The following is a 14,093-nucleotide window of genomic DNA, read 5'->3' as shown; positions in this document are numbered from 1 at the left end:
TTCTTTTTCTGTTTCTTTTTCTGTATCTGCGTTCTGTCGCATGGTGAGCCCCCGGGATCTACGAACGGAATCTTGGGACGAATGTCGACCGGATCGGTCACGGTCACCACGTGCATTCAGTCGTCGAATGCGGCGAACAGTTCCCGTTTGCTGACCGAGCGCAGTCTCGCGACACTGAATTCCTCCGGATCGGCGACGGAGAGCGAGTCGAACACCCGGTTGATCGCGGGTACGAGACCCCAGGCATGCGTATAGGGCGGCCAGCCGGGGCTGCCCTTTTCCAGGTCCGCCTGGCGTTCGAAGATGTAGTTCGCCCACTGGTGGGTGGACGGATACCGGTGATGGAAGTCGTGGACCACCGTGTCGCCGGTGAGGACGAGGTAGCGCGCCGGCGCGTGCACGAACAGCATGCGCAGGGACCATCGCCCCCAGCCGGCCGCCCGGCGCAGTGGCGGCAGTCCGGGAGCGGGTGCCGCCTCGCCGATGAAGATGGCGTTGGTGAGGCCGCCGAAGTACTCCTTGCCGCGCCGGACGGTGAGGTCACGGGCCGGGAAGGTGTGCTTGACGCACAGCCGCAGGGTGTTGCTGATCTGGAAGAGCGGGATCAGCGGAACGAACCAGACGATCAGCAGGGTCTGCCAGGTCCCGGTCAGGACGGTGGCCGCGATCACGGTCGGGTAGAGGGCCAGGAAGGTCGCCTTCTCGGCCCGCGCCGAGCCGTGCCAGAACGAACGGGCGCGTGCCACCAGGAAGTTCAGGTGGAACCAGGGCGACACCAGTCGGCCGAGGACGCGCCGCCACATCTGCCGCCGGGTCATCCCGGGGTGCAGGTTCAGGCTGACCAGGAAGGCCTGGACGGTGGGGTCGCGCAGGGTCATGTGGTGGGCGGCGTGGTGGTCGCTGACGTGCTCGCGGCTGTAGCGGACGAAGTTCTGGATGACCAGCACGCTGGAGGTGAGCCGGCCTATCGCGGTGTCCAGGCGTCGTCTTCGGTACATGTTCCGGTGGGAGCACTGGTGGTAGACCATCATGCGCAGGTTGCGCATGCCGTGCAGGGTGACGGCCCAGCCCGCCGGCACCAGCAGCAGCCAGGCGCCGCCCAGAGCGAGTCCGGCGCAGCCGGCGACGACGCCGAGTGCCATGGAGAGATAAGCCGTCAGAAGGTGAAATCCTGGCGTCCACCAGGATATGGGACGCTGGCCGGCCAGGGCCTTCCCGGTGAAAAGGGTGAGTGGGTACTGGGTGAACCGGGGCAGGGCGCGCATGGTTTCGCGAGGATCCGAATAATCCGCAATGCCTTGGGTCCGGTAGCCACTGTCGATGGCTGCCATCGCACTCCTCTAGGTCAGGGATCTGAGGTGCCTGGTATTCGATCGCCCGGTCGGGCACTCGGAATATCGGCACACGAAAGGTCTGTGACTGGGTGCGTGGTCGATCCTGACAGGCGGTGACCTGCAGGGTCAACCTTTTACAGGTAAACAGGACGGAACCCGACCGATTACCGATCGAACGGTGGGCTGATTTCCGGCCGAATTCCGGTCGGGAATAGTGCGATCCCGCCGGGCGGTCGGGCGCGGAAACCGCAGGAATGCGCGCCCGCACGCGAATTCACGCGAGCTAGGCGGGCGCGTCCTGGGTACGGGGTGGTTCCGGCTCGGGAACGGGGTCGGGCAGGACCCTGCGGACCCTGACCGGGGAGAGGAAGACGGGCAGGAAGGCCGTCGACACGAAGACGCCGCCCACCCACAACGTGGCCTGGACTCCGACGAGTTCACCGAGGACACCGGAGACCGCGGCACCGACCGCCAGGGCGCCCGTCAGCAGGAACCGGAACGTCGCATTCATCCGGCCGAGCAGCGAGCCGGGGGTCATCCGCTGCCGCAGGCTGACTCCGAGCACGTTGTCCATGCCCACCTTGAACATGGCCAAACACCATCCGGCGCCCGCGAGATACAGCCACGGCCCCCGGTCGACCAGCGGCACGAGCAGCCCCGCCGGAGCCAGACACACCCCGGCCAGACCGAGCGTGCGGCCGAATCCCAGCCGGGCGGCGATGGGCCGCGCGGTGCGGGCGCCGATCAGCAGACCGATTCCGCCGGCTCCCCAGAACAGACCCAACGCGGCACCGGGCAGCCCGAGTTCACGGACGAACCAGATCGGCAGCATGGTGTTGATGACGGCGGAGCCGAGGTTGGCCAGGGCCGCGGTGAGCACCAGCGCCCGTAGCTCCGGGTTGCCGAAGACATGCCGTACGCCCTCGGCGATCTGGGTACGGAGCCGGTTGCCCGCCCCGTTTTTCGCCCTGCTGGACGGCGGAGTTCGCCGGATCGCGATGAGTCCGAGCCCGGAGGCCAGATAGGTACCGGCCGACACCAGCACGGCCGCGGGTGCGCTGAGCAGCGAGACGAGTCCACCGCCCGCGCTGCGGCCCAGTACGTTGCCCGCGGCGATCAGCGTGTTGATGTCCGCGTTGGCCTGAACCAGCGCTTCTTTGCCGACCAGTTGGGGCAGCACGCTCTGTGAACCCACGTCGAAGAACACCGTCGCGCAGCCGCTGAGCAGGACGACCGCGTAGAGCTGGCCCAGGGTGAGCGCGTCCAGCCACCAGGCCAGCGGCACGGAGGCGTAGAGCAGGGCGCGGCACAGGTCGGCGGCGATCAGTACCCGGCGATGGCTGAGCCGGTCCACCCAGGCACCGGCCGGCAGGCCGATGACCAGGAAGGCGATCGTGCTGAGGGTGGCGAGGGCGCCGACCTGGCCCGGCCCGGCGTCCAGCGCGGCCACGGCGACCAGGGGTACGGCGACGTAACTGACGTTGCTGCCCAGCTGACTGAGCGCGGAGGCGGTGAACAGCGTGCGGAAGTCGGCTGTCCGCCAAGGGGAGTCGGGTCGCATGATCCGTTCGTCCGGTGGGGTCGGTGAAAGCGGAGGGGGGAGGGCGCACGGCGGGGCGGGAGCAGGTGGGGGGCTCCCGGGGGCCTACGGGCGCGGCGGGTTCGGCCTGTGCGCCGGCCGTCGTCCGGCCGGATCGGCGAGGTCGGCCGGTGGATCAGCCGCACTCCAACAGAAAGGCGCAATTCCATACCGTCTTGGCCGGAAAGCACCCGCCAGAAGATTGCTCACTCTTGCCCCCGATCCGCTTCTTCCTCTTCCGGATGGCCGAAGACCACCCCTTGAGGATGGCGCCTGAACCGGTTCGCTTCCCAGGTTCCCGACACCATTTCATCGACTGTTCACAGTAGTTGGGCGAACGCTGCACCATACTTCCGAAGTGCCCGGACGACCAAAGGACACTACCCGGTGGGTGCGGTCCGAGCGCAAGGGTGTCCGGTTTCCGTGTGTCACGGCAAGCGGGCAACGGAATTTCCGAAAATCGTTGACAACGACCGAAGTCAGATGTGAGCCTCTGGGAGGTGCCGAGGGGGCGGCCACCCTTCTGTGCCAGTTTGTTGCGTACGTCGGAGCGTCACCGCGACCCGTACTTGCGACACCGCACACCACGTCTGCCACACAACACACACCATCGCCACTTTCAGCCCGATGACGATTCGGGCCGATTGGCGTGGCGTTCTACCGGGCTTCCCTCACCAGGGCCCTGCTCGTTCAGGGCCGCCGACTTAAGTAAAGTTTGGGTGAAAAGCAACGTGACTGCTCGTACCGCGCTCTTGATCGGTGCCGCCGGGGGAATTCTCTCCGAGGTGGCCAGAGGTCTCGCGAAGGAAGGCAACTCACTCGTCCTCTTCGACAGGAACGAGGAGACCGTCACCCGCCTCGCCGATGAGCTCGCCCATGTGACCAAGACCGAGGCGGTCGTCGGTGACATCACCGACATCCCGGCCGCCGAGCGGCAGTTGACGGAGATCGTCGCCCGGCACGCGCCGTCGGTCCTGGTGAACGGCGTCGGTGGCGACACCCGGGTCATCGGTTACGCGGATCTCGACCGCAGCCATTTCGAACAGACCCATCTGGAGAACGTGATCAGCACCTGGATCGCGATCAAGGTCTGCGCGCCCCGGATGGCCGAGGACGGCTACGGCCGGATCGTCAACTTCGCCTCGGCGGGCGGGCGGACGTACAGCCACTTCAACAACGCCGCGTACGTCGGCGCGAAGGCGGCCGTGATCGGTATGACCAAGCAGCTGGCGTACGAACTGGCCGGTTCCGGTGTGGTCGCGAACGTGGTCGCCCACGGGCCGATCGCCACCGACCGGGTCGCCGGCGCCTTCGAACGCCGTACCGAGGAGTCGAAGAAGGACGTCCTCGGACGGCTGCCCATGGGGCGCTACGGCACGGTGGCCGAGGCCGTCGGCAGTGTGCTGCACCTGTGTTCCGAGAGCGCCGGCTACTCGACCGGATCCGTGATCGACATCAATGGCGGCCTCTACATGTGACCCGCTCGCGGGCGGGTCCGTGACCTACCCCGCGCATCGCGCTACGCGCGTCGGCCTGATTCTCACTGCAAGGAGCTGGGTGTGGCGAAGTTTGTCGTCGAATTCGAGTACAACGTCGACCGGGCCGGCCGCCAGGGCCTGCATCCGGCGCATGCGGAGAACCTCTACCGGCTGGCCGACAACGGTGTCCTGCTGCTCGGCGGACCCCTTGTCGGTGAGAACTCCGGACTGCTCGTGTACGAGGTGGAGTCCCGCGAGGAACTGCAGCGCGTTCTCGACGAGGAGCCCTATGTCAAGGGTGGCCTGGTGGCCCGGACGCGAATTCAGGAATGGGCGCCAGGAAAAGGAAGTTGGATCGCCGCGTTGAACACGCCGGAAAACCGGTCAGGGGAAGTTCCGGCCGTTGAGGGAGCCCGCTGATATGACCCTCGCGACCGAGAACACAGAAACAGCTGAAACCGCAGAGAACAACGCCCGGGAAAGCGCGGAGCCCGGTGCCCCGGTGTCCTTCGCCCTCGACTCCCTGCACGCGGGAATCGTCGATCCGGCCATGGACTCCATGCGCATCCTCAGTGAGACGGCGCTGCGTTTCCCCGACGCGCTCTCATTCTCCTCGGGAGCGCCCTACGACGGAAACCATGATCTGGCCAATCTCACCTTCTACACCGAGCGCTATATCAAGCATCTGCGCGACAAGGGCGTCCCGGAACAGCGCATCACCCGGCTGCTGTTCCAGTACGGGCCCGTCAACGGCCTGATCCAGGACGAGGTCGCCCTGATGCTGAAGCAGGACGAGGGCATCGACGTCCCGGCCGAGGCGATCATGATCACCCACGGTTTCCAGGAGGCGGCCCTGGTCGCCCTGCGCGGCCTGTTCGCCTCCCCCGACGACGTCCTGCTGTCGGTGTCCCCGGCGTATGTCGGCATTCTCGGCGCGGCCAGGATGCTGGACATCCCCGTACGGGGCGTTCTGGAGGGTCCCCAGGGTCTCGACCCGGAGACGGTGCGTGCCGCCGCCCGTGCCGTGCGCGCCGAGGGCAGGCGGCCGGCCGCCCTCTACCTGGTGCCGGACTTCTCCAACCCGTCGGGGACGGTACTGCCGCTCGCGGCACGGGAGAGGCTGCTGGAGGTCGCCGCCGAGGAGGACTTCCTGATCCTGGAGGACAACCCCTACGGGCTGTTCGCGCGGGACGGCGAGTCGATGCCCACCCTGAAGTCCCTGGACGCGCGTGGCCGGGTGCTGTACCTCGGCTCGTTCGCGAAGTCGGCGTTCCCCGGGGCCCGGCTCGGCTATCTGGTCGCCGACCAGGAGGTCACCGACGCCGGTGGCACCACGCGGACGCTGGCCCAGACCCTGTCCAAGGCGAAGGCGATGTACAGCGTCGGCTCCTCCACCCTCTCGCAGGCCGTGATCGGCGGCTTCCTGGTCGAGCAGGGCTACGATCTGCGGTCCGCGACACGGGAGTTGGCGGCCGTGTATCTGGAGCGGCTGGACGCGGTGCTGGCGGCGCTGGCCGAGGAGTTCCCGCCGGACGGCGACCACGGCGTCAGCTGGAACACCCCGCGTGGTGGCTTCTTCCTGACCCTGAAGGTGCCGTTCACCGCCGACCTGACGGCCATGGAACGCTCCGCCCGTGATTTCGGGGTCAGTTGGGCGCCGATGAGCATGTTCTACCTCGAAGGCGGCGGCGACCGCGAGATCCGGCTCGGCTTCAGCAACCTCGCTCCCGACGCGATTCGGGAAGGCATCGCCAGGCTGGCACGCTTTGTCGCGTCAGTTCCCCACGAGATACCCGAAACACCCGAAGGACAGGCATGAGCGTCTCCGAGACTCCCGCTTCCCCGACCCCAACCTCCGTACCCGCAGCGTCCGTTGACGGCACCGAGGCGGCCGGCACCGGTGCCGTCGCCGTGGTCGTCGACGGCTACTCGGCCGGCAACTTCTACCCCGCCGCGTTCGCCGCCCTCGGCGCCCGGGTGATCCACGCGCAGACCACGGCCGAGCTGATCCCCACGATGCTCGCGCCCGATCTGACCGCGTACGAGAGCAACCTCGTGAGCACCGACGAGGCCGAACTCACCGAGCTGCTGCGCGCGCACGCGCCGGCCGCCGTGGTGCCCGGCCAGGAGTCGGCGGTCCAGGCCGCCGACCGGCTCAGCGAGGCGCTCGGGGTGAAGTCCAACGGCACCGCGCTCTCCCCGGCCCGCCGGGACAAGTACGAGATGATCGAGGCACTGCGCCGGGCCGGGGTGCGCTGCGCCGACCAGTTCAAGAGCGACGACGCCTCGCTGATCGTCAAGTGGGCCGAGGACCAGGGGCGTTGGCCGGTGGTCGTGAAGCCGCTGGACTCCGCCGGCTCCGACGCGGTCTTCGTGTGCCAGGACGCCGGGGAGACGCGTACCGCCGCCGAGAGCGTGTTGGCCGGCCGGACCATCTTCGGCAACGCCAACACGGAGGCGCTGGTCCAGTCGTACCTCAAGGGCACCGAGTACATCGTCGACACCGTCAGTGCCGACGGCCACCAGTACGTGTGCGGGGTCTGGGAGTACGAGAAGACGCTGCTGCCGACCGGCCGCAACATCTACAACCGGGACATCCTCGTCGCGCCGGACGCCGACCCGGTGCCGGCTCTGATCGCATATGTCACCGACGTCCTCGCGGCGCTCGACGTGCGCTGGGGGCCGACGCACGCGGAGGTCATCGTCACGGACGAGGGCCCGGTGCTGGTGGAGATCGCCACCCGCCTCAACGGCAACCTGAACCCGGCCTTCCAGGACCTGTGCCTGGGCCACAACCAGGCGGGGCTGGCCGCGCTGGCGTACATCCGCCCGGCGGAGTTCGTCCGGACGTACGGCGGCGGGGTCTACCGCAAGCTCCAGTCCGCCTACACCTACAACGCGCCCACCGCCCTGGACGGGGTCGTGTCGGCCGTCGACCGGGAGGCCGTGGCGGCGATCGACGCGCTGCCGAGCACGGTCGTCACCGCGGTCAAGTACAAGCCCGGCTCCCGCATCCGCCCCACGAACGACCTGATGACGGCCGCCCTGCGGATTTATCTGACCTCTTCCGACGAAGCCCTGCTCACCGCTGACTACGAGCGCGCCCGCGCCCTCAAGGACGCGGTCTATCAGGTGAGTTGACGGCAACCAGACCACCGCGCCCCCCACCCTCTCTGGAGGAAAGCAGTGCACAGCCGTATCGGTCTCTTTCTCTCGCCCGTTCACGAGACGGGCCAGGACCCCCATCTGGCCATCCACCGCAACCTCGACCTCGTCGAACTGGCCGACCGGCTCAACTTCGACGAGGCCTGGTTCGGCGAGCACCACACGCTCGGCTGGGGCCTGGTCGGCGCCCCGGAGACCCTGATCGCCGCCGCGAGCCAGCGCACCCGGCAGATCAGACTGGCCCACGGGGTGGTCCCGCTCTCCGGCCACCACCCCTTCCATGTGGCCAGCCGTGCCGTCCATCTGCACCACCTCACCCGGGGCCGCTACATCCTGGGCGTCGGGCCCGGTGTGCCGTTCGACGCCACGATGTTCGGCCTGGACGGCAAGGAGCAGCGCAAGCGGCTCGACGAGGCGCTGCCGACCCTCCTCGAACTCGTCAACGGCGAGGAGCGGGTGACGCAGAAGACCGACTGGTACGAACTGGTCGACGCCAAGCTCCAGTTGCCCCGCTTCGGACCCGGTCCGATCGAGGTCGCGGTGGCCACCTCGGGCACCTCGGTGACCAGTCCCCGGCTGATCGGCCGGTACGGGCTGAGCATGACCTCCTTCGCGCTGCCCTTCGCGCTGCTGACGCCGGGCGCCCCGGAGCACATGGGCCTGGCCCAGCAGTGGAAGCACGCCGAGGAGGCGGCCGACGAGTACGGGCAGACGCTGCGCCGCGAGGACTGGCGCGTCGCTCTGCCGGTGCATGTCGCGGAGACCCGTGAGCAGGCCTTCGCCGAGGTCCGCGAGGGTTACGACCGCTGGCTCTTCGAGTACTTCGGCAAGGCGGCCGGCCGGGCCGTCCTGGCGCCCGGCGCCTCCCGGGAAACCGCCCTGGAGGCCCGGGTGGAGGCGGGCGGCGCGCTGGTCGGCTCGGTCGACGACGTCGTGGAGGGCGTCCGCCGGATCCAGGAGGCGACCGGCGGCTTCGGCTCGCTGCTCGTGTACGTCGCCGACTGGACCTCGTACGAGAACACCAACCGCAGTCTGGAACTGCTCGCCCGGCAGGTGGCGCCACGGATCACCGGTGCCGCCGCACGCCCTCAGGAGGCCGTCGACTGGGCGATCTCGCGCCGGAGCCAGTAGTCCGGCCGGCGCCCGTGGGGACCGACCCCGGTTGCCACGGGCGCCGTTCGAGGCCACCGTCACCCAGGTCCTGACCGAGGGGAAGGCATCGCATGCTGGAACAGACCGCGCCGGTATCCGCACCCCTGGACCAGCGCTCGTTCCGCGACATTCTCGGCCGCTTCGCCACCGGCGTCGTGCTCGTCACCGCGAACGCGGCGCACGGCCCGGTGGGCATGGCGGTCAACTCGTTCACGTCCGTCTCGCTGGAGCCGCCGCTCGTCGCCCTGTGCGCCGGCCGGTCCTCGACCAGCTGGCCCGGGGTCCGTGCGACCGGGCGGTTCGCGGTCAGCATCCTCGGCGAGGGCCACGCGGAGCTGTGCAGGCTGTTCAGCGAACGCGGGGCGGATCGTTTCTCCGGCCGGGAGTGGGCGTACACCCCGGCCGGTCATCCCGTGCCGGCCGGAGCGCTCGGCTGGCTCGACTGCGAGATCTCCGTGATCCATCCGGCGGGCGACCACGAACTGGTCGTCGCCTCCGCCACCGAGGGTGCGCTGTCGGGCGCGGCAGCGCCCCTGGTCTTCCACGCGGGGCGCTTCCGCGGGCTGGCGGCGTGAACGTGCGCGAGGTGTTGTCAGTGTGCCGCGGCGCCGTCGTGGCTCGTCGCGCAGTTCCCCGCGCCCCTCTGGGGGCTGCGCCCTCCATCGCCGCCACCGGTGGCATTTCAGGTCGAAGCTAGCCAACAAGCTGAGGGAGTTGCTGAAGCCGTGGGCGGTTCGCAGCACTGGGAAGAGCACTGGAACACCCGTCGAGTCCCCTTCCAGGAGGAGTGCCGACAAGCCCGCGCGGCGCTGCTGGCCGACCTCGGGGACCCGGCGGCGGCCCAGAGACGGGTCCTCACGGACATCGTCGAGGTGTGCCGTGACTCCCTCCACTGGAAGGAGCGCGGCTACGACACCGTCGAACCGGACGCCAAGAGCTTCCGGGACGTCCTCCCGGTCCGGCGCTACGACGACTTCGTGCCCGAGATCGACCGCGAGACCAGGACCAAGGGCGGCGTCCTGTCGTGCAGCCCGGTCCTGCGCTGGCTGAAGACCAGCGGCACGACCGGGGCGCCCAAGCGGGTCCCGTACACCCTGCACTGGCTGCTGACGTACCGGATTCCGGCGATGCAGGCGATGTGGGGCACCTACCTGGACCTCCACCCCGCGATCCTCGACCATCCGCACGCCACCCTGGACACCCAGACCGTCCACGAGAACGTCGACGACTTCCTCTACGGGGTCCAGTACCAGGCGATCAGCAACCGGCACCCGCGCATCAACAGCCGGGACTGGAACCCACCCTGGGCGGCGGCCCCCTGGTTCGGCCTGGAGGCACCCTCCTCGCACGCGGGGCGGATGTACCACCGGATCCGCCATCTCGTGGGCCACCGGCTGGAGTTCGTGTCGGCGATCAACCCGAGCACCCTGATCTCGCTGCGCGACCTGATCGCCGAGCACGGCCCCGACCTGGTCCGTGACCTGGACGCCGGCACGCTGGCGGGCCGACCGTACGCGGAGCCCGACCCGTCGGCCGCCCGGCACCTGCGATCGGTCCTGGACCAGGGCGAGTTCACCCTCACCGACGTGTGGCCCTCGCTCGGCGCGTACAGCTGCTGGCTGTCGTCCTCCGCCGGGCTCTACCGGTCGAAGCTGGACGCGGTGATGCCCGGGGCGCGCGCGATGCCGTTCATGAGCTGCGGCACGGAGGGCGTCACCACACTCCCCGTCGACCACTCCCTGGACAGCCAACCGCTCGCGGTCAACCAGGCGTTCTTCGAGTTCGTGCCGGCGGAGGTGGAGCTGGGCAGGCTGCTGGACGCGGGCGAGCACATCGACACGCTGCTGTTCGACGAGGTCGAGGCGGGCCGCGACTACCACCTGATCATGACGCAGGGCAACGGCCTCTACCGGCTCTGGAGTGGCGACATCTACCGCGTGGAGGCGGTCCGGGACGGCGTCCCGTGGATCCGTTTCGTGCACCGCGACGGCGTCTTCCACTCCTTCACCGGGGAGAAGATCACCGAGGCCCAGGTCACCGAGGCGATAGAACAGGCGCTGGCCGCATACGGCCTGGAGGGCGGCCTCTATCTCTGCGGGCCCCGCTGGGCCGAGCCCCCGCACTACGTCATGGTCGGTGAAGTCCCTCGCCCCGGCGCCGAGTTGGACCACCGTCTGTCCGACGCCGTGGACCGTGCGCTCGCCACCGTCAACATCGAGTACGCGAGCAAGCGCACCAGCGGACGCCTCGGCCCGCTGCGGTTCCACACCGTGGGCCCCGACACCATCGCCGCGTACACCGAGTCCCGGCGCCAGCGCGGCAACGCCACCCAGTACAAGTACAGCCCCTTCCAGAAGGACACCGATTTCGTCGCCGACCTGGTCGGCGGGGCGGGAGTACCCCGGTGATCGAGACCAAGAGGCCGCCGCAGGACGTGCGTCGCGAGATCATCACGCTCTCCGTGGACGACGTCGACCTCGCGCTGCATCTGTGGCGGCCACGCGGGGAGACGAAGGGCGCGGTGTTCTACTTCCACGGGCTGCAGTCCCACGCGGGCTGGCTGTGGGAGGTGGGGCCGCAGTTCGCCGACAACGACATCGCGTTCTTCGTGCTGGACCGGCGCGGCAGCGGCATCAGCGGCGGCGAACGGCGCGACGTGCCGGACGTCGACACGATCGTCGCGGACTATGTCGCCGCGATCACCCACACCCGTGAACTGATCGGCGACGACGTCCCGTTGACCCTGTTCGGGCACTGCCTCGGCGGCTCCTTCCTGGCGGCTCTCCTGCACCACCCCGACTTCGCCGTCCGCTACGACGCCACCGTCTTCTGCTCGACCTGGCTGGGCCGGCTGCACGCGGTGCTCGACGACGAGGAGCGGGCGGCGCTGGCCGCCGAGACCGGTACCGAGCCGTGGGACGCGGGGCTGCGGTCGGCGGACTTCACGGACGATCCCCGCTACCAGGAGTTCATCGACAACGACGACCTGGCCGCCCGGACCCTCACCCGCCGTTCGCGCGCGGTCCTGCTCGCCCTCGAACGCCTCTATCTGGCCCCGGACAGACCTCAACTCCCGGACGTACCGGCCGCGTTCGTATCCGGGCTCACCGACCCCATCATCGACCTCGACGCGACCCGCGCGGTCTTCCAGGGCCTGTTCTCCGACCGCGGGCTGGCCGTGCAGTTCCCCACCGACCGGCACTACCTCTTCTACACGGACACCGGCCGCGCGCTGATCGACTGGACCTCCACGCACACCCTGCTCCAGGGGCTGGACCGTGGCGTCTGAGGCACGGCTGTACCGGGTGGCGCTGCCGATGCGCATCGGCTTCGACCACCCGGCGGCCCGCCGCCGCACCAGCGACAGCCTGGTCCTGCGCCTGAGCGTCGACGACGCGTCCGGCATCGGGGAGTGCGCGCCCCGCCCGTACGTCACCGGCGAGACGACCGACAGCGTCACGGAGGCGCTCGGGCGCGTCCCGCTGCACGCCCTGTTCGGCCGGCTGCGGACGACACCACCGGCTGACCTCGCCGACCGACTCCGTGCCGTCGGCTTCGAGTCGACGTTCCCCGAACTGTTCGCCCACACCCTGGGGATGGCCCCCGGCACCAACCTGGTGTGCCTGCTGGAGACGGCTGTACTGGATCTGCTGTGCCGTCAGTTGAGCGTATCCATAGGCGAGTTGCTGCTTCCGGGTGTCCCCGAGGCGCTGTCCGTCCCCGTCTCCCAGGTGCTGGACCTGAGCATCGGCGTCGAGGAGTTCCTCGACACGCGCGGGCCCTTCCACTTCGTCAAGGTGAAGGCATCCGACGACATCGAGCGGGACGTCCGCACGGTCGACGCGATCAGGCGACGGCTCGGCGCGGACGTACCGGTGATGGTGGACGCCAACATGAGCTGGACGCCGGAGACGGCGGCGCCCTACGCGCGTCGACTGCGCGAGGCAGGGATGGACCTCGTCGAGGAACCGCTCCCCCGCCGTTCCTGGGCCGATCTGCGCGCCCTGCGCCGCGCGACGGGCGTCCGCGTCCTGCTCGACGAGTCGGTGTGCACCGCGGCGGACGCCCGACAGGCCGTGGCCGCCGGGGCGTGCGACGCGGTGAACGTCCGGGTGTCCAAGAACGGCGGGCTGTTCGCCTCGGCCCGGCTCGTCGAGTACGCCCGTGCCGAGGGCCTGGGATTCCAGATCGGCGTCCAGGTCGCCGAGACGGGACCGCTGATCAACGCGAGCCGGGCGCTGGCACTGCGCAGCCCGGACGCCCTGACCGTCGAGGCGGGCCAGTCCGACCGCTTCTTCGCCGAGACCGACTCGATCGTGACCCCCCGCCCGCTGGTGGACCGCCGTACCAACACCGTCGCCCCCGTCGAGGGCCCCGGCCTCGGCCTGGTCCTGACCGAACAGGCGGCCCGCTGGACGGCCCTGACCTGGACCGACCACGGCTGGCACCCACCCACCGCGTCCACAGCCGTCCCCGCACCCACCCTGGCACCGGAACTAGAGGAGAGCACCCGATGACGGTCCTGTTCGAATGCGAGTACGAGGGCGAGCGGTACATCGGGCACGGCGCCCCCGAGGACACCGTCCTCACCCTGTTCGCCCTCGCCGGCACCGACCCGCGCGCCGCGGTCCTGGCCGCCGACGGCGACACCCCGGCCCTGCTGGCCGCGCTGACCGAGGGCCGCGAGCCGGTGACCGCAGCCGTGACGGACGTACGCTTCCGGCCCCCGCTGCTGCCCGAGTCGGTCGGGGACGCACTGGTCAGCGGGTTCATGGCCACCCACAACGTGAAGGCGGACTCGGGGGCGCCCACCCAGCCCAACTGGTTCTTCAAGGGCCTGGGCGAGGTCCTGAAGGTCTCAGGGGAGCCGCTGCGCGTGCCGCGGGACGCGATCGCGGTGACCGAGGAGGCGGAGGTCGTCCTCGTGTACGTCGGCGACGCGGACGGCGTTCCGAGGTACGCCGGGTACACCTTCGGCAACGACCTCACCGACATCGGCCGGTTCAAGCGGCACGCGGGGCATCTGTCGTACGCGAAGCTCTGCGACGCGGGCGTGGCCCCGTACCTCTTCCTGGGCACCCCGCCGCAGCAGGTCACCGGGCGGGTCACGGTCGAGCGGGACGGGGAGGAGGCCTGGCGGGGAACCTTCACCACCGGGGTGAAGGCGCTGCACTACGGGCTGCGGGACATGACGGCCGGGCTCTTCGAGAACGCGTCACTGCTGCACCCCGGCCGCGTGCACTACGTCTACCTCGGCGCGGACCGCAGCAGCTTCCACCACGGGTTCACGACGGCCGACCGCGACCGGGTGACGATCGACTTCGCCACCCACGGGGTGACCCTGTCCCACCCCCTGCACTGGGCCTGAGGCGGGACCGGGCAGCT

General features: G+C 69.5%; 12 protein-coding genes. 10 read left to right on the top strand and 2 right to left on the bottom strand.

Annotated elements, in window-relative coordinates:
• Nucleotides 1–116: 116 nt before the first annotated feature.
• Both PV734_RS25215 and PV734_RS25210 read right to left on the bottom strand, forming a co-directional pair.
• Nucleotides 117–1,142, bottom strand: a complete 1,026-nt coding sequence (locus tag PV734_RS25215; protein WP_319095016.1) for a fatty acid desaturase — start codon at nt 1,140–1,142, stop codon at nt 117–119.
• A 475-nt stretch (nt 1,143–1,617) separates the two neighbouring features.
• On the bottom strand, nt 1,618–2,895 hold the full coding sequence (locus tag PV734_RS25210; protein ID WP_319292017.1) for an MFS transporter: 1,278 nt from the start codon (nt 2,893–2,895) through the stop codon (nt 1,618–1,620).
• A gap of 749 nt (nt 2,896–3,644) precedes the next feature.
• On the opposite strand from PV734_RS25210, the gene PV734_RS25205 reads away from it, so the two are divergent.
• From PV734_RS25205 to PV734_RS25160, 10 genes are all read left to right on the top strand, one after another.
• Nucleotides 3,645–4,391, top strand: coding sequence for an SDR family NAD(P)-dependent oxidoreductase (locus PV734_RS25205; RefSeq protein ID WP_319095014.1), 747 nt, complete (start codon nt 3,645–3,647; stop codon nt 4,389–4,391).
• 81 nt (nt 4,392–4,472) lie between these two features.
• Nucleotides 4,473–4,811: a YciI family protein gene (locus PV734_RS25200; protein ID WP_319095013.1), complete on the top strand. Its 339-nt coding sequence runs from the start codon at nt 4,473–4,475 to the stop codon at nt 4,809–4,811.
• A 1-nt stretch (nt 4,812) separates the two neighbouring features.
• Complete coding sequence (locus PV734_RS25195) at nt 4,813–6,210, top strand: PLP-dependent aminotransferase family protein (RefSeq protein ID WP_319095012.1); 1,398 nt, start codon at nt 4,813–4,815, stop codon at nt 6,208–6,210.
• Complete coding sequence (locus PV734_RS25190; RefSeq protein WP_319095011.1) at nt 6,207–7,532, top strand: ATP-grasp domain-containing protein; 1,326 nt, start codon at nt 6,207–6,209, stop codon at nt 7,530–7,532. The genes PV734_RS25195 and PV734_RS25190 overlap by 4 nt, the downstream gene beginning before the upstream one ends.
• 45 nt (nt 7,533–7,577) lie before the next feature.
• Nucleotides 7,578–8,687 (top strand): LLM class flavin-dependent oxidoreductase, encoded by a 1,110-nt coding sequence (locus PV734_RS25185; RefSeq protein WP_319292014.1) that lies wholly within the window; start codon nt 7,578–7,580, stop codon nt 8,685–8,687.
• 92 nt (nt 8,688–8,779) lie between these two features.
• Nucleotides 8,780–9,283: a flavin reductase family protein gene (locus PV734_RS25180; protein WP_319095010.1), complete on the top strand. Its 504-nt coding sequence runs from the start codon at nt 8,780–8,782 to the stop codon at nt 9,281–9,283.
• 150 nt (nt 9,284–9,433) lie between these two features.
• Nucleotides 9,434–11,116 (top strand): GH3 family domain-containing protein, encoded by a 1,683-nt coding sequence (locus PV734_RS25175; RefSeq protein WP_319095009.1) that lies wholly within the window; start codon nt 9,434–9,436, stop codon nt 11,114–11,116.
• On the top strand, nt 11,113–11,997 hold the full coding sequence (locus PV734_RS25170; protein ID WP_319095008.1) for an alpha/beta fold hydrolase: 885 nt from the start codon (nt 11,113–11,115) through the stop codon (nt 11,995–11,997). The genes PV734_RS25175 and PV734_RS25170 overlap by 4 nt, the downstream gene beginning before the upstream one ends.
• Complete coding sequence (locus PV734_RS25165; RefSeq protein ID WP_319292011.1) at nt 11,987–13,225, top strand: mandelate racemase/muconate lactonizing enzyme family protein; 1,239 nt, start codon at nt 11,987–11,989, stop codon at nt 13,223–13,225. Before PV734_RS25170 ends, PV734_RS25165 begins: the two co-directional genes overlap by 11 nt.
• Complete coding sequence (locus tag PV734_RS25160; RefSeq protein WP_319292008.1) at nt 13,222–14,076, top strand: FAH family protein; 855 nt, start codon at nt 13,222–13,224, stop codon at nt 14,074–14,076. The genes PV734_RS25165 and PV734_RS25160 overlap by 4 nt, the downstream gene beginning before the upstream one ends.
• Nucleotides 14,077–14,093: the final 17 nt, after the last annotated feature.

The sequence above is a fragment of the Streptomyces sp. AK08-02 genome (assembly GCF_033795085.1).
Lineage (GTDB): Bacteria > Actinomycetota > Actinomycetes > Streptomycetales > Streptomycetaceae > Streptomyces > Streptomyces echiniscabiei.
Note: the sequence above shows the minus strand (reverse complement) of the source record. Positions and strands in the feature narration are given on the sequence as shown.